General features: G+C 63.1%; 20 protein-coding genes and 1 tRNA gene. 7 read left to right on the plus strand and 14 right to left on the minus strand.

Annotated elements, in window-relative coordinates:
- Window positions 1–20: 20 nt before the first annotated feature.
- Window positions 21–803, plus strand: a complete 783-nt coding sequence (locus E5X34_RS10150) for a hypothetical protein (RefSeq protein ID WP_292563660.1) — start codon at window positions 21–23, stop codon at window positions 801–803.
- A gap of 30 nt (window positions 804–833) precedes the next feature.
- Here the strand turns inward: E5X34_RS10150 and E5X34_RS10155 are convergent, their stop codons facing one another.
- From E5X34_RS10155 to E5X34_RS10170, 4 genes are all read right to left on the minus strand, one after another.
- Window positions 834–2,519, minus strand: coding sequence for a hypothetical protein (locus E5X34_RS10155; protein WP_292563663.1), 1,686 nt, complete (start codon window positions 2,517–2,519; stop codon window positions 834–836).
- Between the two features lie 85 nt (window positions 2,520–2,604).
- A complete protein-coding gene (locus tag E5X34_RS10160; RefSeq protein ID WP_292563733.1) occupies window positions 2,605–3,729 on the minus strand; it encodes an FAD-binding oxidoreductase in 1,125 nt (374 codons plus the stop codon).
- 76 nt (window positions 3,730–3,805) lie between these two features.
- Window positions 3,806–5,320 carry an amino acid ABC transporter permease/ATP-binding protein gene (locus E5X34_RS10165; protein ID WP_292563665.1) on the minus strand — a complete coding sequence of 505 codons (1,515 nt, stop codon included), beginning with the start codon at window positions 5,318–5,320 and terminating at the stop codon, window positions 3,806–3,808.
- A 104-nt stretch (window positions 5,321–5,424) separates the two neighbouring features.
- Window positions 5,425–6,261, minus strand: coding sequence for an ABC transporter substrate-binding protein (locus E5X34_RS10170; RefSeq protein ID WP_292563668.1), 837 nt, complete (start codon window positions 6,259–6,261; stop codon window positions 5,425–5,427).
- A gap of 193 nt (window positions 6,262–6,454) precedes the next feature.
- On the opposite strand from E5X34_RS10170, the gene E5X34_RS10175 reads away from it, so the two are divergent.
- The gene (locus E5X34_RS10175) at window positions 6,455–7,531 is read left to right on the plus strand and encodes a LacI family DNA-binding transcriptional regulator (protein WP_292563670.1); all 1,077 of its coding nucleotides are present in this window, start codon (window positions 6,455–6,457) and stop codon (window positions 7,529–7,531) included.
- Window positions 7,532–7,600: 69 nt separating this feature from the next.
- Here the strand turns inward: E5X34_RS10175 and E5X34_RS10180 are convergent, their stop codons facing one another.
- The 6 genes from E5X34_RS10180 to E5X34_RS10205 form a co-directional block, all read right to left on the minus strand.
- Window positions 7,601–9,241, minus strand: coding sequence for an ABC transporter substrate-binding protein (locus E5X34_RS10180; protein WP_292563673.1), 1,641 nt, complete (start codon window positions 9,239–9,241; stop codon window positions 7,601–7,603).
- Window positions 9,242–9,567: 326 nt separating this feature from the next.
- Window positions 9,568–10,575 (minus strand): alpha/beta hydrolase, encoded by a 1,008-nt coding sequence (locus E5X34_RS10185; protein ID WP_292563676.1) that lies wholly within the window; start codon window positions 10,573–10,575, stop codon window positions 9,568–9,570.
- Between the two features lie 5 nt (window positions 10,576–10,580).
- Window positions 10,581–11,258 (minus strand): isochorismatase family protein, encoded by a 678-nt coding sequence (locus E5X34_RS10190; RefSeq protein ID WP_292563679.1) that lies wholly within the window; start codon window positions 11,256–11,258, stop codon window positions 10,581–10,583.
- Between the two features lie 27 nt (window positions 11,259–11,285).
- Window positions 11,286–12,584, minus strand: a complete 1,299-nt coding sequence (locus E5X34_RS10195) for a Xaa-Pro peptidase family protein (protein ID WP_292563682.1) — start codon at window positions 12,582–12,584, stop codon at window positions 11,286–11,288.
- 312 nt (window positions 12,585–12,896) lie between these two features.
- Complete coding sequence (locus tag E5X34_RS10200; RefSeq protein ID WP_292563684.1) at window positions 12,897–13,874, minus strand: GlxA family transcriptional regulator; 978 nt, start codon at window positions 13,872–13,874, stop codon at window positions 12,897–12,899.
- The gene (locus E5X34_RS10205; protein WP_292563687.1) at window positions 13,871–14,299 is read right to left on the minus strand and encodes an NUDIX domain-containing protein; all 429 of its coding nucleotides are present in this window, start codon (window positions 14,297–14,299) and stop codon (window positions 13,871–13,873) included. Before E5X34_RS10205 ends, E5X34_RS10200 begins: the two co-directional genes overlap by 4 nt.
- A gap of 89 nt (window positions 14,300–14,388) precedes the next feature.
- Between E5X34_RS10205 and E5X34_RS10210 the strand changes: the two genes are divergently transcribed.
- Window positions 14,389–14,898 (plus strand): GAF domain-containing protein, encoded by a 510-nt coding sequence (locus E5X34_RS10210; RefSeq protein WP_292563690.1) that lies wholly within the window; start codon window positions 14,389–14,391, stop codon window positions 14,896–14,898.
- Between the two features lie 38 nt (window positions 14,899–14,936).
- On the opposite strand, the gene E5X34_RS10215 is transcribed toward E5X34_RS10210, so the two are convergent.
- Window positions 14,937–15,989 carry a YeiH family protein gene (locus E5X34_RS10215; protein ID WP_292563693.1) on the minus strand — a complete coding sequence of 351 codons (1,053 nt, stop codon included), beginning with the start codon at window positions 15,987–15,989 and terminating at the stop codon, window positions 14,937–14,939.
- A 340-nt stretch (window positions 15,990–16,329) separates the two neighbouring features.
- Here E5X34_RS10215 and E5X34_RS10220 point away from each other — a divergent pair, with 340 nt between their 5' ends.
- The 4 genes from E5X34_RS10220 (at window position 16,330) to E5X34_RS10235 (ending at window position 19,259) form a co-directional block, all read left to right on the plus strand.
- Complete coding sequence (locus E5X34_RS10220) at window positions 16,330–16,797, plus strand: GNAT family N-acetyltransferase (protein WP_292563696.1); 468 nt, start codon at window positions 16,330–16,332, stop codon at window positions 16,795–16,797.
- On the plus strand, window positions 16,794–17,201 hold the full coding sequence (locus tag E5X34_RS10225; protein WP_292563699.1) for an ACT domain-containing protein: 408 nt from the start codon (window positions 16,794–16,796) through the stop codon (window positions 17,199–17,201). The genes E5X34_RS10220 and E5X34_RS10225 overlap by 4 nt, the downstream gene beginning before the upstream one ends.
- Before the next feature lie 172 nt (window positions 17,202–17,373).
- On the plus strand, window positions 17,374–18,807 hold the full coding sequence (locus tag E5X34_RS10230; RefSeq protein WP_292563701.1) for an aldehyde dehydrogenase family protein: 1,434 nt from the start codon (window positions 17,374–17,376) through the stop codon (window positions 18,805–18,807).
- Window positions 18,808–19,073: 266 nt separating this feature from the next.
- Window positions 19,074–19,259 carry a hypothetical protein gene (locus E5X34_RS10235; RefSeq protein ID WP_292563704.1) on the plus strand — a complete coding sequence of 62 codons (186 nt, stop codon included), beginning with the start codon at window positions 19,074–19,076 and terminating at the stop codon, window positions 19,257–19,259.
- A 326-nt stretch (window positions 19,260–19,585) separates the two neighbouring features.
- On the opposite strand, the gene E5X34_RS10240 is transcribed toward E5X34_RS10235, so the two are convergent.
- The 3 genes from E5X34_RS10240 to E5X34_RS10250 all read right to left on the minus strand — a co-directional run bounded on the left by E5X34_RS10240 (window position 19,586) and on the right by E5X34_RS10250 (window position 20,803).
- Complete coding sequence (locus E5X34_RS10240; RefSeq protein ID WP_292563707.1) at window positions 19,586–19,849, minus strand: hypothetical protein; 264 nt, start codon at window positions 19,847–19,849, stop codon at window positions 19,586–19,588.
- Window positions 19,850–20,289: 440 nt separating this feature from the next.
- Window positions 20,290–20,523: a hypothetical protein gene (locus tag E5X34_RS10245; protein ID WP_126061207.1), complete on the minus strand. Its 234-nt coding sequence runs from the start codon at window positions 20,521–20,523 to the stop codon at window positions 20,290–20,292.
- Between the two features lie 206 nt (window positions 20,524–20,729).
- Window positions 20,730–20,803, minus strand: a tRNA-Gln gene (locus E5X34_RS10250).
- Between the last annotated feature and the right edge of the window lie 386 nt (window positions 20,804–21,189).

Raw genomic sequence — 21,189 nt, forward strand, 5'->3', positions numbered from 1 at the left:
ATGACTCGGGGGAAATTATCATGACCACTGCGACATTGGGACGACCCGGCAGGTTCGAGATCGGCAGGGTATTCAGCAATACATTCGGGGTAATCGGGCGAAACATTGGGCTTTGCGTGGGGCTGGCGGCGCTGTTCGCCGGCCTGCCGACATTGGTGATCCGGATGGCGACCCAGCCTCAGATCGACGCCATTCTGCAAAGGGATCCTGGTGCCATGCCTGATCCGAGCGCGGCATTTCGCAATTCCTACATCACCATCATCGCCGGTCTGATTTCCTTTGTGTGCACGCTTCTGCTGCAATCGGCGCTGGTGCGGGCGACCATCGAGGACCTCAACGGCAAGCGGCCGTCCTTCGGCGACTGCGTCCAGATTGCAATCCGCTTTCTGCTGCCGACGCTGGCGATCGGCATTCTCGTCGCCCTCGGCGCGGGCATCGGCCTGATGCTGCTGATCGTGCCCGGCATCATTCTTTGGCTCGGCTGGTCGATGTCGGTGCCCGTCCTGATCCAGGAACGGCGGGGCGTGTTCGGTTCTATGTCGCGCAGCCGAGCCCTGACCAAGGGCAGCCGCTGGTCGCTGTTCGGCCTGTTCCTCATTCTCATCATCATCGCGATGATCATTCAGTGGGGAATTTTGCTCGTCCTCGTGCTGTTCGGCGGCATCATCGCCGAGATCGGAGCCGCGCTGGTGCAGACCGTGGTGTCGATGGTGCTCTCGATCGCCACGGCAGTGAGCTATGTTGAGCTCCGCCAGGCGAAGGAAGGGGCAAGCATCGACGAACTGGCGGAGATTTTCTCGTAGCGGCCGGCACCGTCGAGGAGCGACAGCCGTCTAGTGACAACAGCAACAGTCCGCCTGCACGCTCGTCCGGCACAGGCATGACGAGGTGATCGCCACATCCGCCTTGGCAAGCGCCGCCGCCAGCTTCGCCTCCAATCCCGGCAGCTCGTCTTTCTCGCCGCGCCGCTTCAGGCATTCGACGAGCCCGTGCAGCGCCCAGACATTGTCTGGGTGCTGGGCGCAGCGCTGCACGGCGCCGCTCAAGCCAAGATCGTCGCGATAGACCTGTCCCGCCTCCGTCGCGTGGCCTTGATCCAGCAGCAGCGCCGCCAGTGCGTGGCGCGGCGGATGCATCCAGGCCCATGGCTCGGTGTAGGACAGATTGTCGTCAAGCTCGACCGCGCGCCGCAGATGACCATAGGCCTCGTCATGCCGGCCCCGGTGATAGGCGATCTCGCCGTCGAGAAGTGCCGCGCCCACCGCAAGCGAGGCTTTTGTAGGGTTGCTGAGGAAGCGGCGCTCCGGCGGAACGTTTTCGATTTGCCGGCTGAATAGATCGCGCTCGCGTTCGGCGGAAGCGAAATCGCGCAGCGTCGCATGCGCCACCCCCTTGGCGTAATGCTGGAGCGCGGTGGTCACCACATAGAGGCCGGGCTCACCGTTCATCGGCTCGTCGATGATCTCGCGCCAGCGCCCGAAGCGCACCTGCACATGCGATTTCATCGCGTGGTAGCCCTCGACCGTCTGCGTCAGCTTGGGCCGCTCCGGAATGCTGACGACGTCGCGCGTCACCAGGCTGCGCACCTTGTCGGCCGCCCAGAGCGCTGGGCGGTACTGGCCAAGAAACATGCAGGTGAACATCATCAGATGCAGGTCGTGGCAGCATCCAAGCAGGTAATAGGTCGGCTCGCCGGCGTAGGCGAGGTAGAGATCGTTGGCGCGCACCGCCTTCTCGCTGGCGATCTTCGCCTTCTCATACTCGCCGCACAGCACGTAAATGTGCCCCGGCATATGGTTCATATGGCCGGCATCGGGACACATCGTGCCCAGCCGCTCCGCCGAGCGCATGCCGCGTTCGGGTTGCGTCGACATTTCAAGCAGGTGGATATGCAGATGAAGGGCGGCCGGGTGTGGCGCGGCACCTGCCTCGTCCGAAAGCCGGATCGAGCGCTCGCAGATCTCCAGCGCTTCGAGCACGTCCGAATTCGGCGCCGGCGCGCCGGTCTTGAGGTTCCACAGCCGCCGCACCGTACGCATCATCAGCGCCTCGACGGTCAGCGCCATCACGTCATGGTCGTCGGGATAGTCGCGATAGACCTCGCGCATCGCGGCCGCATAGGCATCGTCCCATTGCTCGAATTCCGCAGCGCTCACGCCATGCGGCTGCTGGAACCGATCAGCCAACGCCTCGATTAGCCGCCGTTCGACAGGGCTAGCGCTCGCCGCATTCGCTTGCGCCAACCGCGCGTGCTCGAAACAGCGCCTTGCGGCATGATCGGCCTCGGCCTTGCCATGCTCTTTCCAGGTCAGATTGTAGAAAGGCCCGGCGGCGTAGGCGATGCCCCAATGCACGAAAGCGCAGCCCGGATCGCTCTCCAGCGCCTTCTCGAAGCATTTGATCCCTTCCTCGTGGTTGAAGCCGTAGCACCAGTTCAGCCCGATATCGAACCAGCGCTGCGTCTCGGCCGAGGAGGTGGAGATGGGGCGGCGGTAGGCGCCGAGGTCGAAGTGATCCATGCCTTTGCCGCTTCTCGTGCTAGCGCCGGCGAGTACCGGTCGAGCGCAATCTGAGCTGAAAGGCAATCGCTTGGCAAACGGCTTCTCAGCTATCGAACCGCGCCGGGCGGAACGACTCAAGCAACGCATTAGGTGTGCCGCTGACAATCTCACCAGCGAGCAATTCTCCCACCACGAGGCCAAGCGTCGCGCCGCTGTGGCTGAAGACGACGTGGTAGCCAGGAATGCCGGTCAACTGGCCAACGACCGGTTCGCCATCGGCCGGAATTGGTTTCGGGCCCATGTGAAGGCTTTCCAGGACAAGCCTCGGATTGCCCTCCAGCACCTTGGAGGCTTCATCGAGCAGCCCCGCGATCGTGGATGGCTTGGCCTCGTATGTGCCATCGTCGCGCACGATGACTTCCTCTTCAGACCAGGCCGAATCCAGCGCGAAGGCGCCGTTCGGCGTCGGGCGGATGGCGACGCGCGGCGTGTTAAGCACGGCTCGGAGCGGATGTTGGATCGGCTTGCTGAAGACGAGGAGCGCACGGGTGGTGCCGTCGCCTATGCGCCGGCCGACCTTCGCGGCCATGGCGGGTACTGCCGGACCGGTCGCAACCACCACGGCATTGGCAACAATCACCTGGCCGGAGCCGATCCTTACACCGTTGGCGCGGCCATTGGCGAGCGTCACCTCGGCGGCGCCGGCATCGGTTATCACGCGCCCGCCAAGTTCGCGAAATTCCCTCAAGAGGAGGTCGATCAGAGAAGGCAGGTCTACCCAGCCTTCGCCGGCATTGAAGATGGCGCCCTGAGGCGAGACAGCGCGCGGGTCGACACCAGGCGTGACGGCGCTGAGTTCCGAAGGCGCGAGTAGCTGTGTCTGGTAGCCAATCGACCGCTCGTGCCGGTGGATTTCTGCTATCTGATTGGAAGCATTGTCGGCGTCCCAGGTGACGCCGCCGCCGAACCGCAGCCAGGCGCTGCAATCCCGACTGGCCGCAAAAGCCTTGTAGCGATCAAGGCCTTGAACACGCAGCTCGTGATATGCCGCCGAGCGCATTCGCGCCGAATTGAGCCACGCCAGTGAGCGCGATGATGCCCCATTCGCAACGGGACCGTCATTGACGAGCGTCGTGTCCGCACCTAACCGCGCGAGATGGACAGCCGTCGATACGCCAAAGATGCCGCCGCCGATGATGACGACCTTGAGGGAGGATTTACCAGTCATTTGTGCAGCTTTCGATTGTCGCAACGGGTTGAGTTTGAAGGAGGCTGAGCACGTCGGCCGTCTGGCGCGGGGTCCCTCACAGCACCTCGGCCAGGAACTGCTTAAGCCGCGGACTCTTCGGCCTGTCGAAGATCTCCGTCGGCGGCCCGACCTCGACGATGCAGCCCTCGTCCATGAACGCGACCTGGTCGGCTACCTTGCGAGCGAAACCCATCTCGTGGGTCACGACGATCATGGTCATGCCGCGCCGAGCGAGATCGGCCATCAGGTTGAGCACGCCTTTGACGAGTTCGGGATCGAGCGCGCTGGTGACTTCGTCGAAGAGAATGACCTCGGGCTCCATCGCGAGAGCCCGCGCGATCGCCACGCGCTGCTGCTGGCCGCCCGAAAGGCGGCTCGGACGGTAGTCCGCGCGGGCGGCAAGTCCCACTTCAGTTAGGCGCGCTTCGGCTGTGCGCCTGGCCTGGCTTGCCGGCATGCCCTTGATCCTGGTCAGCGCCAGCATTACGTTCTCGATCGCTGTATGGTTCGGAAACAGGTTGAAATGCTGGAAGACCATGCCGACGCGCCGGCGCAGCATCTCTGGTTTCATCGCGAGGATGCTCTGGCCGTCGAGCAGCACGTCACCGGCCTTGGGTTCGACCAGCCGGTTAAGGCAGCGCAGCAGTGTCGACTTTCCCGAACCGGACGGCCCGATGACGCAGGTGACAGTGCCGGGTTCGACCTTGAGCCTTATTTGCTTCAGGACCTGCAATTCGCCATAGGCCATGTCGAGATCGCTCACTTCGAGACTGCCGGCCTTGATCGCCGGCCGTGCCGCGCCCGACGAAGCAGTGTCCTTCAACTCGCCGACCTCGACCAACCCGCTGACCACGCCGCCCGGCTTCTGCTTGCCGAGGCGCAAGCGGTTGTCGATGGTGTTAACCACGTGGGTCAGCGGCACGGTGATGATGAGGTAGAACATGCCGGCCAGAAGCAGGGGCGACAGGTTCCCGGTAACGACTGCCTGGTCCTGGCCGATGCGGAAGATCTCACGTTCTGAGGCCAGCAGGCCGAGAAAGTAGACGAGGCTGGAATCCTTGACGTTGCCGATGAACTGATTGACCAGTGCCGGAAGCACGCGGCGTATGCCCTGCGGAATGACGATCAGCCGCATGCCCTGGCCATAGCTCATGGAGAGAGCGCGGCACGCTTCCATCTGACCGCTCTCAACGCTCTGGATCCCTGAGCGGAAGATCTCGCCGATGTAGGCGCCGGCAATCAGGCTGAGCGCCAGGATGCCGAGCGGGTAGGGCGAGGGGCCGAAGATCTCGCGCCCGATCCGGGCGAAGCCCTGGCCGATCAAGAGGATCGTGAGGATGGCCGGGAGCCCACGAAAGATGTCGGTATAGACGCGTGCCGGAATGCGCAGCCAGGCAGAGCGCGAGATGCCCATCACGGCGAGCACCATCCCGATCAGGATGCCGAGCACCGTCGAGGCCGCGGCGAGGATCAGCGTGTTCTTCAGCCCGACAGTGAGCAACGACGGCAGCACCGATGCCATCGCGTCCCAGTCGAAGAAGCTCCGTTGAAGATTTGCGAGCCAGTCCATTCGTCATCCTGCATTGCGAGGCGGCGCAAATCGCCGCTCGGCCGGTCATTTGCCGTCTGCCAAGGGAACGGCCGCCGGCGTTCGCACCGGCGGCCGAGTTCGGGTCAGTTCTTCTTGGGGAGGTATTGATCCGGCATCGGCGATCCGGGGAACCATTTCTGGTAGAGGTCCCGCCAGGTGCCGTCCTGCATGGCTTCGTGGATGCCCTTGTTGAGCGCCTCGCGGAACGCATCGTTGCCCTTGCGCACCACAAATCCAGCGGGTGCGTCAAACGAGGGGATATTGACCGCGATCTTCAGGCTCGGATAGCGCTCGCCATATTGTTTGGCGGCTTCATAGTCGAGGAAGTGTCCGTCGATCGTGCCATTGTTGAGCGCGGCGATTGCCGAGTTGTTGTCTGGGAACTTCACCAGGTCCGTGTTCTTGAAATTCTTGGTGGCATAAATCTCCTGCAGCGTCCCCTGGACCACACCGAGCCGCTTGCCGGCAAGGCCGTCGGCGGAAGTGATCTTGGGGTCCGACGTCAGCACCGACAAATATCCGGCGAGATAGCCTTCCGAGAAATCGACGGTCTTCTTGCGCTGCTCGGTCGTTCCGATTGCGGCGACCGCGACGTCGAAGCGCTGGTTGGCGACGGATGGCATCAGCGCCGAGAATTCCTGGCCGGTGAAAGTCACCTGGTCCGGCTTGAAGCCCATCCGACCCGCCACGTTCAGGAAGAATTCGAGATCGAACCCCGTGAACTTGCCGTCGGCGGTGGTGAAGGCATAAGGCTTGGCATCTCCCATCGTGCCGACGCTGATCGTCTTGGGATCTATGAGATTGTATGGATTATCCGTCGCCCACGCCTTTGGCAGCGATAGGACGGCAAGCGAGACTGCCAAGATGAAGGCGCCGACGCGCTGACGCCGGTTTGAAATGAAAAGACGTCTGATGTGCATGGTTGTTCTCCACTCTGAAGATCGGTCCGTGCGGGGGGCACAGCGAACAATTTCTGTACGGCCTGCGATCAACGCCATAGGGCGTTCTTTTTGTTGTGAGACCGGTCTCAAACACGAGTGAGACCGGTCTCTTGACATTTGTAGGCATGGCGACGAGCATCCGTCAACGAATTTGAAGAGCGATTTTTCCACAATGAAGCGTCCGCCCAAGGTTTCTTCGATCACCGTTAGCGACGTTGCCCGTGAGGCGAAGGTTTCGAAGGCGACCGCTGCGCGCGTCCTGGGCGGCTATGGCCGGGTCAGTCAGTCAGTGCACGCGGCCGTGTTGGAGGCGGCCAAGGCGCTGGGTTATCGGCCGAACGAGCTGGCGCGCAGCATGACGACCGGCCGCTCGGGCAGTATCGGCGTCGTCGTCGGCGACATCGAGAACCCTTTCTTCTCGCTCGCGGTGCGCGGCATAAGCGATGTCGCAAGGTTGTCGGGCATCAACGTCATTCTAGCCAACTCGGGTGAGGAGGTCGAAGCGGAAAAGAGCGCCATACGCGTGCTCCTGGCAAAGCAGGTCGACGGGCTGATCGTCACGCCCGCCCAGGCTGGAGACATCGCCCACCTTAGGGAGATTTCGTGCCCGCTGGCGCTGCTCGATCGGGCACTGCCGGAACTCGATGTCGACACGGTAACGGTGGATGACCGCGACGCTGCGCTACGTGCGACCCGCTTGCTGACCCAAGCCGGGCACCGTAGGATCGCCTATGTCACCGCCGCGGTGTTGTCGGGGGATTTTCGCGGTGCCGCTTCAAGGATCAATACTTCCACGGTGCGGGAGCGCATCCTGGGCTTCCTTGAAGCCTGCCGCGAAGCCGACATCGAGAATGCGGAGCGCAATATTCATTTCGGCAGCAGCCGATCGGAGAGGTCCCATGCCCTGCTGCTGCAGATGCTTCGGAGCGCCGACAGGCCAACTGCAATCCTGGCCTCCGACAGCGTCGTGGCGCTCGATCTCTTCAAGGCGATCCGGGAATGCGGCCTCGGCATTCCGCGGGACATATCGCTGGTCACTTTCCACGATGCCGACTGGACCAGCGTGACGACGCCGCCGATCACCGTGATCGATCAGCCGGTCTATGCACTCGGAAAATCGGCGGCGGAGCTTCTGATCCGCCGCCTGAAAGGTGATGATCGGCCCCCTGAAAGCATAGTCCTGCCGACGACGATCATTGAGCGGATGTCAGTAGGTGCTCCCCTGCGCCTGCCGGACGATCAATCCTGACTGTGCAGGCCGCCACAAACCGGCCGACGCGACCGGAGGGTCGCGCCGGCCGCCTCAGTCCTGGGAGGCTCAGCTCTCCAGCCACACCTTCTCGAAATGCTGCTCGAGGGCCTGATGCTGTTCGCAGCCCTGTACGCCCTTGCGATAGGTGCGGTAGACCGAGCGCCAGTAGGGCTGGATGATGATGCCGCTGTCGCGCAAATTGGTCTCGATCTTGGCCATGATCTCCTTGCGCGCCGCTGCGTCCGGCGTTGCAAGCGCCTTGTCGAGAAGCTCGTCGAACTCCTTGTTCGAATAGGCGCTTTCGTTCCAGGCCGCGCCCGATTTATAGGCCAAGGCCAGCACCTGGACGCCGAGCGGGCGGCCGAGCCATTCGGTGCAGGAATAGGGAAACTTGCTCCAGTCGTTCCAGAAGGTCGCGGCCGGCAACACTGTGCGCTTGATCTTGAGGCCCGCCTCGCGGATCTGCGCCGCGATCGCGTCCGCGGTGCTCTTTTGCCATTCGATGTCGACCGAGATCAGCTCATATTCGTGGTCGGCCTTGCCGGATTCCGACATCAGCTTCTTCGCCTGGTCGACGTCGGGTTTGGCCGGGCCGATATCGGCGAACTCCGGATGCATGGGGCCGACATGGTGGTTGTCGGCGGGCTTGCCGCGCCCGTCGATGCCGAGCTTCAACACCGCCGCATTGTCGACGGCAAGCTGGGCGGCGCGGCGCAGCTTGACGTCGTCATAGGGCGCGTTGGAGACATTGAAGCGCGCCACGATGGTCGAGCCGGTGGCGATCTCCGAATTCTGCAGGCCCATCTTCTCGGTTTGCGAGACGGCGTCCGATGCGGTTTCGTGGTCGGTGTCGATCTCGCCTGATTCGAAGGCCGACAGCATGGCGTTGGGATCGGAGCCGTAATCGACCCACTTGATGCCGTCGAGATGGAACTCGCCCTTCCACCAGGGCTTGTCCTTGCGCTTCACCTCCGCGCCGGTCTCGGCGTCCCAGCTTACCAGCTCGCAGGGGCCGGTGGTGATGGCCAAGGCCTTCTTCGGGTCGGCATCGCCCTCATAGGAGCGGTGCATGATCAGCGCCGGATAATCGGCCATGCCGGCGATCAGCGAAATGTCGGGCTTGGGCAAATTGAGCTTGACGGTGTAGTCGTCGACCTTCTGGATGCCGCCATCGACCGGCTTCTTGGTGTCTGCGTTGACAAGCGCGCCCATGCGCGCCGCGACAGAATTGCCGGCGACCGAGGCATCGCACCAGCGGTTGAGATTGTGGATCACGTCGTCGGCGTTGAATGTGTCGCCATTCGACCAGGTGATGCCCTTGCGCACATGCAATGTGATGGTCCTGGCGTCGTCGCTGGTTTCCCAGCTTTCCAAGAGCCATGGCTCGAAGGAGAAGTCGGTGTTCCAGCGCACCAGATATTCGTTGCACTGGCGCGCGACATTCGACATCTCGACGCCATCGAAGGTGCGCGGATCCTTGAACCCCTTGACGTTCATCGCGACGCGCAGCACGCCGCCCTTTTTCGGCTCGGCGGCGCGGGCAGGCGAGGGGGCGATCCCGCCCAGCGCCATCGCGCCGGCGGCGCTGACGCCGAAGCCGGCCATCAGCGCCAGATATTCGCGCCGGCTGATCGCACCCTTCTTGAAATCGTCGGAGATCGGCTTGGCACGCGGGTGCAGTTTCCTGTCGGTCAGCATGAACTTCATCGTCGTTCCCTCTGTTGTTGGGCGCCCCGGTTTCGCCAGGCGCGGGGGCGGATGCGACCGCCGGGGCGCCGTTGCCCGCGAGGAATGATAGGTCCGCTTTCCGCAGCGAAATGTTTGGTTTTCCGCAGTTCTTGTGCGCTGTTCCGCACAGGATGCAGCCAATTTCCCTTGTGGGGGAGAATGGATTTTCACGGCCTTAGCCGGAGCTCTTGCGGAGGCTAAGTCGTAGAAAATCCAAGAGAGGGGATTTTCACAGGGCGCAGACGCCGCTTTTCATAGGGCGCCAGCTTTTCTTCGTGGGCGCGGTGCCCCCTCTCTTGCGATTTCTAGCACTTAGCTTCGCTAAGATGCTGAAATCGCTTTCTCCCCACCAAGGGGGAGACGGCGCCCAGCCTTGCGATGTCGCCGACAATCCTCGCAAACGCTTGCGCCGCGCGCGGCACGGTCGGGCGGGCGCGCAGGAAGGAGTGTACCAGCCGCTTCTCCTCGCGCCACCACGCTTGTCCGCCAGCGGCAACAATCCGGTCGCGATAGGCCTCGCCGTCCGACGACAGCGGGTCGCACTCGGCGGTGACGATCACTGTCGGCGGCAGGCCGGAAAAGTCGCGATCCCTGAGCGGCGAGAAGGTCGGGTCGTCCAAAGCCTGCCCGGGCGCCGAACGGACGCGTCGATAGAACTCGACATCGGAGAGCGTCAGCAGCGGCGCTTCGGCATGTTCGATGTATGACCGCCCGGTCTCGTCGCCGCCAAGGCCAGGATAGATCAGCACTTGGCCGACAGCGCGCCGCGCATGATGCCGCGTTGCGTGCGCCACCGCAGCGGCGAGATTGCCGCCGGCGCTTTCGCCGCACAGCACGATCGGCAGCGCGCTGGTTGCGGCGACCCATTCGAACACGGCCAGCGCGTCGTCGAAGGCGGCGGGATGCAGATATTCCGGCGCCAGCCGGTAGCCGGCCGATACCACTTCGAACCCGGTGCCGGCGCAGATTTCCGCGCAGATGTCGTCGTGGCTGTCGAGATCGCCGAGCACGAAGCCGCCGCCATGATAATAGACGACGATCGCCACCGCCTTGTTCGCCACGCGGTAGCGGCGGACCGGGATCGCATGCGCCGCGGTAGCGACGATGCCGTCACCGGTGGTCACACCCTCGGGACGGCCCTGGTGAAACGCCACGCACATCCGGTCATAGACCGCGCGCTGCTCGGCAATCGGTGCCGCAACGATCTCCGGCGGGTACCAGCTGTGGACCTTGTCAATGTATTCCCAGAGCTCCGGGTCGAGCCGATCGGCATATTTGCCGCGGCTAGCCGGATCGGTTGGGTTGCCCGCCACTGCCGTCAAAGCTCGGCGTAGAGCCGCGCCGCGTTCTCGAAGGTGAAGCGCAGCGGCACCGAGCCCTCGACCTGCCAGACATTCACCGTATCTCCCGCCATCAGCCGGCAGGCGTCGAGCGTGTTGCAAACGGCACCGCCATAGAGACGATTGGCGAGGTTGAGGATGCCGGTCTGGTGCATGGCCGCACTTGCGCTGCCGCAAGCATCCTTGACCAGCAGCACGCGAAACCCGCGCGCCACCGCATCCTTTACCGTGGCGTCGATGCAGGCCTCGGTCCAGACGCCGGCGATCACCAGCCATTCGATGCCCGCCGCCTTGAGCTTGTCGCCGAAATCGTTCTTGCCGAAGGCGCTCGCCTCCTGCTTGACCAGCATGGCTTCGCCGTTCTGCGGGGCCACTTCGTGGCAGATCGCCGTCAGCGGATCGTCCTTGTCGGAGAATGCCGACTTGCCGCTCTCGTCGACGGGATGGAACGGCCGCGCCGCCGCGAGGTCGACGATATAGGCCCAGTGATGGAGTGGCACGAAATTGCGCCGCGCCGCCTCCTGCAGGCGCTGCACATTGGCGAGGATGTCGGCAAAGCCATCGACCAGATAGCGTTTGTCCTTGCGATGCTCCTCCTGGAGATCGATGAACACCGCGGCGACCGTGCCGCGTCGGATGGAAATGGGCGTTTTCATGCGGAATGTGCTGTCGGTACGTGGGCGCTACTTGTCAAGAAATTCGTCTTCATAAGGAAACCGCGAGAGCAGTTCGGTGCCGGTCTCGGTGATCAGGATCTCGTCCTCCAGCTTGACGCCCTCGCGGCCGCCTTTCTCGCCGATATAGCTCTCCACGCTCACCACCATGCCCGGCACGATGATGCCGTCGCGGCCATAAGTTTCGTAGTCCATCGAGTGGGCGATGAAAGGCGTCTCGCCATGCATGCCGACGCCGTGCATGACCGATGTGTAGCGCTGGTCGACAAAACGATCCGGGATTTTCCATGCCTTCTCGGCGATCTCGCGGAAGGCCATGCCGGGCTTCACGATGCCGATATTGTGCTGCACCTGGTCGTGCGCCATGCGGTAGAGCGACTTCTGGTACGGCGTCGGCTTGCCCGGGCCGCAGCGGAAGGTGCGCGAGAAGTCGGAATAATAGCCGTAGCAGCCGATCGTGTCGGTATCGAGCGCGACCAGCTCGCCCGGCCTGATCTTGCGGCCGCTCGCTTCGTTGAACCATGGATTGGTGCGCTGCCCGGAAGTGAGCAGCCGGGTTTCGATGAACTCGCCGCCCTGGCGGATCACCTCGTGATACATGATGGCGAACAGCTCGTTTTCGGAAACGCCGGGCTTGATCGCCTCGCGCACCGCCGCCACCGCCGCTTCGGCGCCGGCCATCGATGCTTGCAGGCACTTCACTTCCTCTGGCGTCTTCACTGCGCGCACGGCGAGGATCTCGCCCTGGCAGTCCTTCACCTCGCAGCCGCGCTTTTCCAGCGCCAGCGCCTGCAGGTGGCTGCAGCGGTCGAGGCCGAGCCTCATCGAGCCGCCGCCATGCTTCTTCAGAAGCTCGGTGATCTCGTCGGCGAAGGGGCCGGCGGTTTCGTCGTCGCGGCCGGAAACCGATGACCAGACGAGCTTGGACGGCCGCGCCTCGTCGATCGTGTCGAGCACCATCGAGACATGGTAGCTCTGCGGATATTCGAAGAGCACAATCGGCCCTTCGGTCGGAATGAAGAAGTAGCGCGTCGAGTTGCGCAGGAAATAACCGAACATGTTGCGCGAACCGGTGGCGTAGCGCTGGTTGTAAGGATCGAACAGCACGACGCCGCCATAGCCCGCCTCGCGCATCCATGTGCGCAGCTTGGTAAGCCGTCCCTTACGCAGTGCGTCGGCGTCGATGAAGGACGGCTCGGTGTCGGACAGCCACATGCCGCCGGCCGGATCGGCCGCCGCCGGATGGCGCATGCGGTCCTTGAAGTCCACATCCTCGGTGCTGTCGGGGTCGAATACGACGATGCTCATGGCGGGGTCTCCTGTTGCGGAGAACATAGCCGGGCAGGGCGCGGATCTTGTGCGACATTCCGCGATTGTTGTGCCGGATGCCGCACGACGAACGAGCAGCGCCGTGATCCTTCGCGCCCCCTCTGTCCTGCCGGACATCTCCCCCACGAGGGGGGAGATCGGCAGCTTCGGTGCCCCGCTCGCTCCTGCAACGTCGATGATTGGCGAAAGCTGGTGTGACATCTGATCTCCCCCCTAAGTGGGGAGATGGCCGGCAGGCCAGAGGGGGGCGCTGTCCCGCCAGCGTCCCATCGCGCCAGCGCGCACTGCACCCTAATGCCGCCGCATCGCCTTCGGCGCGTGCCCATGCTCCTCGCGAAAGGCTCTCGCAAAACTGGACATCGAGGCAAAGCCGCAGGCCAGCGCGACATCGCGCACCATCAGCGTCGAATGCGCCAAAAGGTCGGCCGCCCGTCTCAACCTGAGCCGCCGGTAGTAGCCGTTGGGCGAGATATCCAGCTCGGCGCGGAAATTGCGCTCGAGCTTGTCGGGCGACACGCCGAGCCGCTCCGCAAGTTCCGCCATGCCGAGCCGCTCCTCCACCGCATCCTCCATGATGGCGATGGCCGACAGCACCAGCTCGTTCTGCACCCCGGTGCGCAGCCTGAGCGGCATCAGCTTGCGGTCGACGCTGGAGCGCAGCGGGCTATGCACGAACCATTCCGCGACGCCCGCCGCGATCTCGGCGCCGTAATCGCGCGTGATGATCTCCAGCATCATGTCGAGGCTGCCGACGCCGCCGGCGGAGGTGAAACGCTTGCGATCGATGACGAAGAGGTCGCGCCGAAGCTCGATCTCCGGAAATGCCTCGGTGAAGGCGGCCTGGCTGGTCCAGTGCAAGGTGCAGGCGTGCCCGTCGAGCAAGCCGGCGCGGGCAAGGAAGAAGGCCGCATCGGCAACCGCGCCGATATGCGCGCCGCCGCGCAGACTCTTGCGGATCCAGCTCATCGCTTCATCGGCCACGACATGGTCGGCATCGCCACCGGAGCACACCACGATGCGGTCGACCTTCGGCGCGTCCGCCGCGCAAAAGCCGGGCTGGATGACGACGCCATTGGAGGCTTCGACCGTGCCCGGATCGGCGCCGACGATCACCCAGCGGTAGCAGTCGCGCTTGGCAAGAATGTTGACGGCGCGCAGCGGCTCGATAACGGACGAAAACGCCATCATCGGAAAGCCGGGAAAAACCAGCACCGCGAAGGTGAGGGGCGCTTCGTTCGCCGCTTGTTTTGTCTGGCTGCGCAAACTCATGGCTGGCGGCCGTAACGCGGCAGGACGAAGCTTGCGGTCAGCGGCGCAAGTTCGATGCCGGCTGCCGCTTCAGGGTTGAACCAGATCATCTCCTCGATCTCCGCCGCCGGGACCGGCTCGCCGGTGATGGAGAGCTCGAACAGCTCGGCCTCGACTTGGGTCTCCGGCTCATTGGCGGCGGGTGCCGAAAACGAACCGAGATGCGAGGCCGCGTCCGGATCGACGACGATGCCCAATTCCTCGCGCAATTCGCGCGCAAGGGCGACGGCCGGCAACTCACCCGGCTCGATCTTGCCGCCCGCCTGCATGAAGGCGCCGGTACCGCGCTTGCGCACAAGAAGCAGCCTGCCCACGTCGTCGCGGATGACCGCGGCGGCGATACGGATTGTCTTGGCCGGCACGGTTCTGGAATGGCTGGAGGTCACGATAGGCTGTTTCCCGGCGGCGGTTTTGGTGGCAGAGAGAGGCGAACTGTAGCTGGCCGCGCGGCCGGCTTGCAACGGAGAGACAAGCGATGTTCGCGGCAACCGCCATCGACACCAAGGACAAGCCGGCCTTCTATAAGGAGTTGGCCGGGCAATTGAAGGCGCTGCTGGGAGGCGAGGGCGCTTCCGTCGCCAATGCCGCCAACACGGCGGCGCTGATCTACCAGATGGTGCCCGACCTCAACTGGGCCGGCTTCTATTTCCTCGCCTCCGAGGACGAGCTGGTGCTCGGGCCCTTCCAGGGCAAGCCCGCTTGCGTGCGGATCGCCGTCGGCAAGGGCGTCTGCGGCAAGGCCATTGAGCTCGACATGTCGATGCTGGTCAAGGACGTCAACGAATTTCCCGGCCACATCGCCTGCGATGCCGATTCGCGCTCCGAGCTGGTGGTGCTGTTGCGCGACGCCGATGGCGCGTTCGGCGTGCTCGACCTCGACAGCCCGCTGCCCGGCCGCTTCGACAAGGAAGACCAGGCCGGCATCGAGAAGCTCGCCGCGATCTATGTCGCGGCGTGCGAGTTCGAGGAGGATGACGAGGATTAGGGGATAGCGGGATTAGACCAGGGCGGTCTCGGCCTGCCTCAGACGAGTTTCACCAGCACCAGGCTGAAGCAGCCGATGAAGAGGAAGGCCGAGAAGGCCAGCAGCAGCGGCCGCAGGCCGCGCGAGCGCAGCTCCGAAATATCGGCCTGCAGCCCCATGGCGGCGAGACCCATGGTCAGCATGATCTGCGCGGCCAAGGCGATCGCCGAATGGATCTGTGCCGGGATGGCGACCAGGCTGTTCAGCGCCACCGCCGCGACGAAGGCCGCGACGAACCAGGGCATCGGCGGCTTGGCGCTGGAAGGGTCGGTGCTGCCGCGGCGCGCCATCAGGCCGAGCGCGATCACCATCGGCGCCAGCATGGCGACACGCGTCAGTTTGGCGACGGTCGCGGTCTCGCCGGAAAGCGTGCCGTTCTGGAAGCCGGCGCCGATCACCTGCGCCACCTCGTGGATCGAGGCGCCGGCCCATAGGCCGAAAGCGTGCTGGTCGAGCGCAAACACTGGTGCCAGCAGCGGGAAGCCGAGCATGGCGATGGTGCCGAACAGCGTGATCGCGGCGACGGCATAGGTGACGTCCTCGTCGCGCGCGTCGGTGACGATATTGGTGGCGACTATCGCCGAGGCGCCGCAGATCGAGGTGCCGGCGGCAATCAGCTGCGCCAGCTTGGCGTCGACGCCGATCAGCCGGCCGAGCCTGACGGTGAACAGGAAAGTGGCGCCGAGCGTGGCCGCGACGATGCCGACGCCGCCAAGGCCGATGCCCGCCACCTGGCCGAGCGTGAGCTGGAAGCCGAGCAACACGATGGCGAAGCGCAGCAGGCGCTTTTGTGAAAACGCAATGCCGGCCTTGGCGTGTGCGGGCACGCCGAGCATGTTGGAAAAGATCATGCCGGTGACGACAGCGAGGATCATCGGACTGAACAACGTAAGACCGGAGAAGCCGCGTGCCGAGTAGGCGACGCTGGCGATCATCGCCACCAGCACCAGTCCCGGCATGACGCCGGCCGTGATGGCAGGGTGCCTACGCCCGGCGGCTGCTGGGTTCAGGTGATCTGGAAGATCGTTCGCGGTGGCGGGCAGGAAAGACAATCAAATTCTCCAGGCGGGTTCGATGCCGGAATGCCATTCCGGAACTAATCTTTCCAACGAATTATTCGAGTTATGATGATCGATTTTTGCGAACGATTGGCGAGCCGCTAGCGGGTTGGCCCAATAACCGGCACCGGCCGAGCCTTGACGCTTGCCGGTTCCTCCTCCAGCTTGCGGCGATGTTCTCCCGCGCGCCCGCCAATACCAAGCGACGCCGCCTTCGCCGAGTGCGGAGCGGCAGGCCGATTGCGCGACGATAAGCCCGATAAATAAGGTTCGTTCGTTTCCTGCCCCGCCCGCGACTTCAGCCGGCGGGGTTTTTCATATCTGGAGCCTTGCAATGACCATCGATTCTTCCATCTGGTTTCGGCCAGCCGAAGCGGCGGATGCCGCCGCCATCCGCGACATCGTGCGCGCCGCCTATGCCAAATGGGTGCCGGTAATCGGCCGCGAGCCGCTGCCGATGCGCGCCGATTACGACAAGGCTGTCGCCGAGCATCCATTCGACCTCGCCATCGCGCAGGATCGCATTGTCGGCATGCTCGAGGCTATGCTCGCCGACGATCATCTCTGGATCGAGAATCTCTGCGTCGCGCCGGAAGCGCAGGGCAAGGGGATCGGCCGGCTGCTACTGGAGCGCGCGGAGACCAAGGCGTGCGAGGCCGGGCGCCATGAGCTGCGCCTGCTGACCAACGGCGCGTTCGAGGCGAATGTGTCGCTCTACAAGAGACAGGGCTACTCGATCGACCGGGAAGAACCGTTCATGAATGGCACGACCGTTTATATGAGCAAGAGGATCACGGGATGACCGGCAATCGGAGCGGGGCCACGGCTGCCAGGATCAGGCTGAAGCAACTGCCAGGCCTATACGCGATTTCGAGGCTGGAAGCCGGACATGGCATTCCCCATTGGGCGGACGGGCCGGGTTTCGCCAGCATCACCAGAACCGAGGATGAGCTTTCGATCACCTGCCTGCAGGAGCGCGTTCCGGATCTCGCCAGGCAGGATCGCGACTGGGTCGCCTTCAAATTCGAAGGCCCCTTTGCCTTCGGCGAAACTGGCATCGTGCTATCTGTCATTCGGCCGCTGTCGGAGAACGGCCTCGGCATCTTCGTGGTGTCCACCTTCGATGGCGACCATCTGCTGGTGAAGGCCTCGGACGGGGCCGCCGCGATCCGTTTGCTGGGCGAAGCCGGGCATACGCTGCTTTAGCCTCATTCCATCCGGATTGTGGCGGCGGCACCGCTCTGGCGCAACGCCTGACGCGCTGGCTCAAGCACTTCTCGCTTGCGTTTGACAGAGCGCATGCCGCATCGTTATTTCTGACGATATACGACGACCACCTCACCACAACCGAGCAAAGCGGCCCCCAGGGAGCGAAACCATGTCACATAATCTGCAATTCTATATCGACGGCGCCTGGGTCGATCCGGTCGTGCCGAACACGCTCGAAGTCATCGATCCCTCGAACGAGGACGCTTTCGCGCAGATATCGCTGGGCTCCAAGCCCGATGTCGACAAGGCGGTGGCCGCCGCCAAGCGCGCCTTCGCCAGCTTCGGCTTCACCTCGGTCGAGGAGCGGCTCGACATCCTCAACCGCGTCATCGAAATCTACAAGAAGCGCAGCAAGGACCTTGCGCTCGCCGTTGCGCGCGAGATGGGCGCGCCGCGCCAGATGGCGCTGGACAGTCAGGTCGGCGTCGGCCAGGCGCATCTGGAAAAGATGGCCGAGGTGCTGAAGAGCTTCCAGTTCCGCCACATCAAGGGATCGTCGCTGATCGTGAAAGAGCCGATCGGCGTGGTCGGCCTGATCACGCCGTGGAACTGGCCGCTCAACCAGATCACCTGCAAGGTCGGCCCCGCCCTTGCCGCCGGCTGCACCATGGTGCTGAAACCGTCCGAGATCGCGCCGCTCGACGCCATCATTTTCGCCGAGATCATCGACGAGGCCGGCGTGCCGAAGGGCGTGTTCAATCTCGTCAACGGTGACGGCCCCGGCGTCGGCCAGGCGTTGGCCAGCCATCCCGATGTCGACATGATGTCGTTTACGGGGTCGACCCGCGCCGGCATCCTGGTCGCCAAGGCGGCGGCCGACACAGTCAAGCGCGTGCATCAGGAGCTTGGCGGCAAGTCGGCCAACATCCTGTTCCCCGATGTCGATCTGGAGCGGGCCGTCACCAAGGGCGTCGCCGGCTGCTTTGGCAACAGCGGCCAGTCCTGCAACGCGCCGACCCGCATGTTCGTGCCGCGCGACCGTCACGATGAGGCCGCCGGCTATGCGAAGAAGGCGGCGGAGAAATTCACCGTCGGCCCGGCCGACGCGCCCAATTCGAAGCTCGGCCCGGTGGTGAGCCAGATCCAGTTCGACAAGATCCAGGACCTGATCCAGAGCGGCATCGACGAAGGCGCGACCCTGGTCGCCGGCGGCCCCGGCCGCCCGGCCGAGCTCAACCGCGGCTATTACGTCCGCCCGACCGTCTTCGCCAACGTCACGCATGACATGCGCATCGCCAGGGAGGAGATCTTCGGCCCGGTGCTGTCGATCATGCCTTACGACACGGTCGAGCAGGCGGTCGAGCAGGCCAACGACACCGTCTACGGCCTTGCCTCCTACATCCAGGCCAAGGACATCGAGAAGGCGCGCGACGTGGCTGCGCGCATGCGCTCCGGCAATGTCTACATCAACTACCCGACCTGGGACGCCGGCTTGCCCTTCGGCGGCTACAAGCAGTCCGGCAACGGCCGCGAATATGCCGAATACGGCCTGGAGGATTTCCTCGAGATCAAAGGCATCGCGGGGTATGAGGCGGCGGAGTAGGCTAGCGGGTCCGCAGCCAGAAAAACGAGGACTAAGAAGCAACTTGGATGGGGCGCGGTCTCGGTCGCGCGCCGTTGGAGAGTTCGTGGGAAATATTTAATCCGGCGCCATCTGGCAATCCGGGCAACCCACTTGCCGCTCGAAACATCCAGCTCGGCATCCATGTTGGAGGCGCTGCACACCGGATAGCGATCGTCTCCGCGCCGGGCCATGCTGAGCTCCCGATACTGACGAACAAGCGTATCATGATCGGGCGGCCGTAGGTCTTGCTGCCGCAAAGAAAGCTTCATCATGCAATTGGCGAAAGCATCCGTGCCCTCTTTAAAGCCAAAATTGGCGCACTGCGCCTTGTTTTGCGCGGTTTGATTTTGGCCGGCATTGCCGCTGTCTATCGTTTGGCTGCAACCCAGAATAGGCTTGAGCGCCCCTCGAGCGTCGAGGGCTTCTCGTAAAGCTAAAGTTTCCGGCTGCATGCGTCGAAAAAGTGTTTCGATCGAGATTTCATCTGTCGGTCGGAATGATGCCTGTTGGAAAAGAAAAGCTGACTGGGGATCTGGATACGAACCAGGCCTAACGGAGTCAGAGTCCGCGGCGTCTCCAGCCAAATATTTGATGTTTATCGTGCAAAATCAAACGGTTGAGATAAGGTAGGTGGTCGCCCGTGTGTCGCGCCGCTCCACTAGCCGTTTCCCTTGGTTTTCCAACGGCTACAACCGACTATCGGCAACTCAGGCCACGTGACTGCGACATGAAAAAGGCCCGGTAGCCGAAGCCGCCGTCAATAGCCATGTGGAGGGATCCACGGATCGGCGTACCCCAAGCGATGGTCCAGGAAATTTGCGGCCTGATTGGATGGGCGCGCAACCACGGTACCTGTCGATTTGCAATCCAGTTTCGGTGCCGGCTTGCTGCTGCCAGCCTTCATATGAACTGTAGAACACGAGGTTGCAGCCTGAGCGGTCGCAACCTTTTTCTTCTCTTTCGCAACAGCGGCTCCGGTGGCGGCCAATACCATTGCTACGCCAAAGACAACGAGTTTCATCGAAACGCCCTCAACCCTGCACAATCCCAAATGATTGCGCCTACATTAGCGTTACGTCAACTACATGTGGTCCGCAATGACGGCGGATATTGCCGGTAAAGAAAGCCCGCCACCGTGAGGCGGCGGGCCGTCTGGACAGTTTGTCCACTCGGTTCAGCGCGGGGCCACCACGGATGAATGCAAGTTCGTGATTCACCTGAACACCGACAGGGGGCGCTGAACGGGCTGCCGTCCGGCACGCGTATGGATGGTGGTTTCCGGTGATGCCGATAACCAGGCATCTGTCGTCGAATATGTGTGACGGTCCGAGATAACCATCGCAGGGAGCCTGATCGTCCAGGTGTCCGGTTGGCAATCACCTTGCGAGCTTCCTGCAATCCACGGTTACCGCGCTTCTCCGCGCCTTCCAAGCTCGTCGCGAGCTTGTCGACGTCTGCGGTTTACCCGCGGCCCGCCTCGATGATACCGACCATCGCCCGGGTAAATTCAACCATACTGTTTGCCGTGATCGCTGCATTGTCGGGAGATTGCCCGATATGCTCGGCGGCTCCGCAACATGATCGCCGGATGCTGTCGTAGTAGGGATCTCTCTCATCGTCTGGCATCGTCGCCAAATTCAGGGCACGGCGATGGATCATGCGCAACAGCTGCGCCAATGCTGTTTCGACACTCATGCGTTTGCTCCGCATCGGTCGAGCGTCTCGGCACACTGAGTGCCGGATCGTCGATCGGGGACATTCCCGATTCGAGCAGGCTGCGCCGTAGCTATTAATATATAGTTGACTGCTAATATAACCGGAAAATCAACCGGAGTTCAGCCGACATCGATGCCGGTTGCGATGAACTCACGGTTCAAGTGTGGGAATGCGCGGAGAAACTTTGGCTGGGGAACCTGGATTCGAACCAGGACTAACGGAGTCAGAGTCCGTGGGTCTACCGTTAACCTATTCCCCAAAAAGCCTTTATTTTCAAGGCCTTGGTCGAACGAACGAAAAGCGGTCTGACACTTTTCTGCGGGAGTTAGACAAAACCCGTTCTCGTTTCGAGCCGGCTTGTATCACATTCGCCATGTCGATCAAGACCCCTGATACGTCCGCGCTCGAAGAATAATGCGCGGCCATCTCGACCATTTGCTGACCCAGGAAGTTCTTGATGTCTTCGAGCCGGTAGCCCCTGCTCGCGCAGGACGATCGCCACCTACATCACAAAGGCCCAGTGTGCGAGTATCCCGCGACGAGGTGATGACAGGCATGCGCGACCTAAAGGGCAGCGTCCACCTTGCACGAGCGCATGGACCGCTTCATTGAAGGCGACAAGCAGTGCGGAAACGCCCGCAGGGG

This window comes from Mesorhizobium sp., from assembly GCF_004963255.1.
Classification (GTDB): Bacteria; Pseudomonadota; Alphaproteobacteria; order Rhizobiales; family Rhizobiaceae; genus Mesorhizobium.

Excerpts from the sequence above, each read along its gene's own strand:
- E5X34_RS10245 (WP_126061207.1), bottom strand. The coding sequence starts at position 20,523 with ATGAGTGTCGAAACAGCATTGGCGCAGCTGTTGCGCATGATCCATCGC.
- E5X34_RS10160 (WP_292563733.1), bottom strand. The coding sequence starts at position 3,729 with ATGACTGGTAAATCCTCCCTCAAGGTCGTCATCATCGGCGGCGGCATC.
- E5X34_RS10220 (WP_292563696.1), top strand. The coding sequence starts at position 16,330 with ATGACCATCGATTCTTCCATCTGGTTTCGGCCAGCCGAAGCGGCGGAT.
- E5X34_RS10210 (WP_292563690.1), top strand. The coding sequence starts at position 14,389 with ATGTTCGCGGCAACCGCCATCGACACCAAGGACAAGCCGGCCTTCTAT.
- E5X34_RS10200 (WP_292563684.1), bottom strand. The coding sequence starts at position 13,874 with ATGAGTTTGCGCAGCCAGACAAAACAAGCGGCGAACGAAGCGCCCCTC.
- E5X34_RS10175 (WP_292563670.1), top strand. The coding sequence starts at position 6,455 with ATGAAGCGTCCGCCCAAGGTTTCTTCGATCACCGTTAGCGACGTTGCC.
- E5X34_RS10180 (WP_292563673.1), bottom strand. The coding sequence starts at position 9,241 with ATGAAGTTCATGCTGACCGACAGGAAACTGCACCCGCGTGCCAAGCCG.
- E5X34_RS10150 (WP_292563660.1), top strand. The coding sequence starts at position 21 with ATGACCACTGCGACATTGGGACGACCCGGCAGGTTCGAGATCGGCAGG.
- E5X34_RS10190 (WP_292563679.1), bottom strand. The coding sequence starts at position 11,258 with ATGAAAACGCCCATTTCCATCCGACGCGGCACGGTCGCCGCGGTGTTC.
- E5X34_RS10165 (WP_292563665.1), bottom strand. The coding sequence starts at position 5,320 with ATGGACTGGCTCGCAAATCTTCAACGGAGCTTCTTCGACTGGGACGCG.
- E5X34_RS10230 (WP_292563701.1), top strand. The coding sequence starts at position 17,374 with ATGTCACATAATCTGCAATTCTATATCGACGGCGCCTGGGTCGATCCG.
- E5X34_RS10170 (WP_292563668.1), bottom strand. The coding sequence starts at position 6,261 with ATGCACATCAGACGTCTTTTCATTTCAAACCGGCGTCAGCGCGTCGGC.
- E5X34_RS10240 (WP_292563707.1), bottom strand. The coding sequence starts at position 19,849 with ATGAAACTCGTTGTCTTTGGCGTAGCAATGGTATTGGCCGCCACCGGA.
- E5X34_RS10195 (WP_292563682.1), bottom strand. The coding sequence starts at position 12,584 with ATGAGCATCGTCGTATTCGACCCCGACAGCACCGAGGATGTGGACTTC.
- E5X34_RS10155 (WP_292563663.1), bottom strand. The coding sequence starts at position 2,519 with ATGGATCACTTCGACCTCGGCGCCTACCGCCGCCCCATCTCCACCTCC.
- E5X34_RS10225 (WP_292563699.1), top strand. The coding sequence starts at position 16,794 with ATGACCGGCAATCGGAGCGGGGCCACGGCTGCCAGGATCAGGCTGAAG.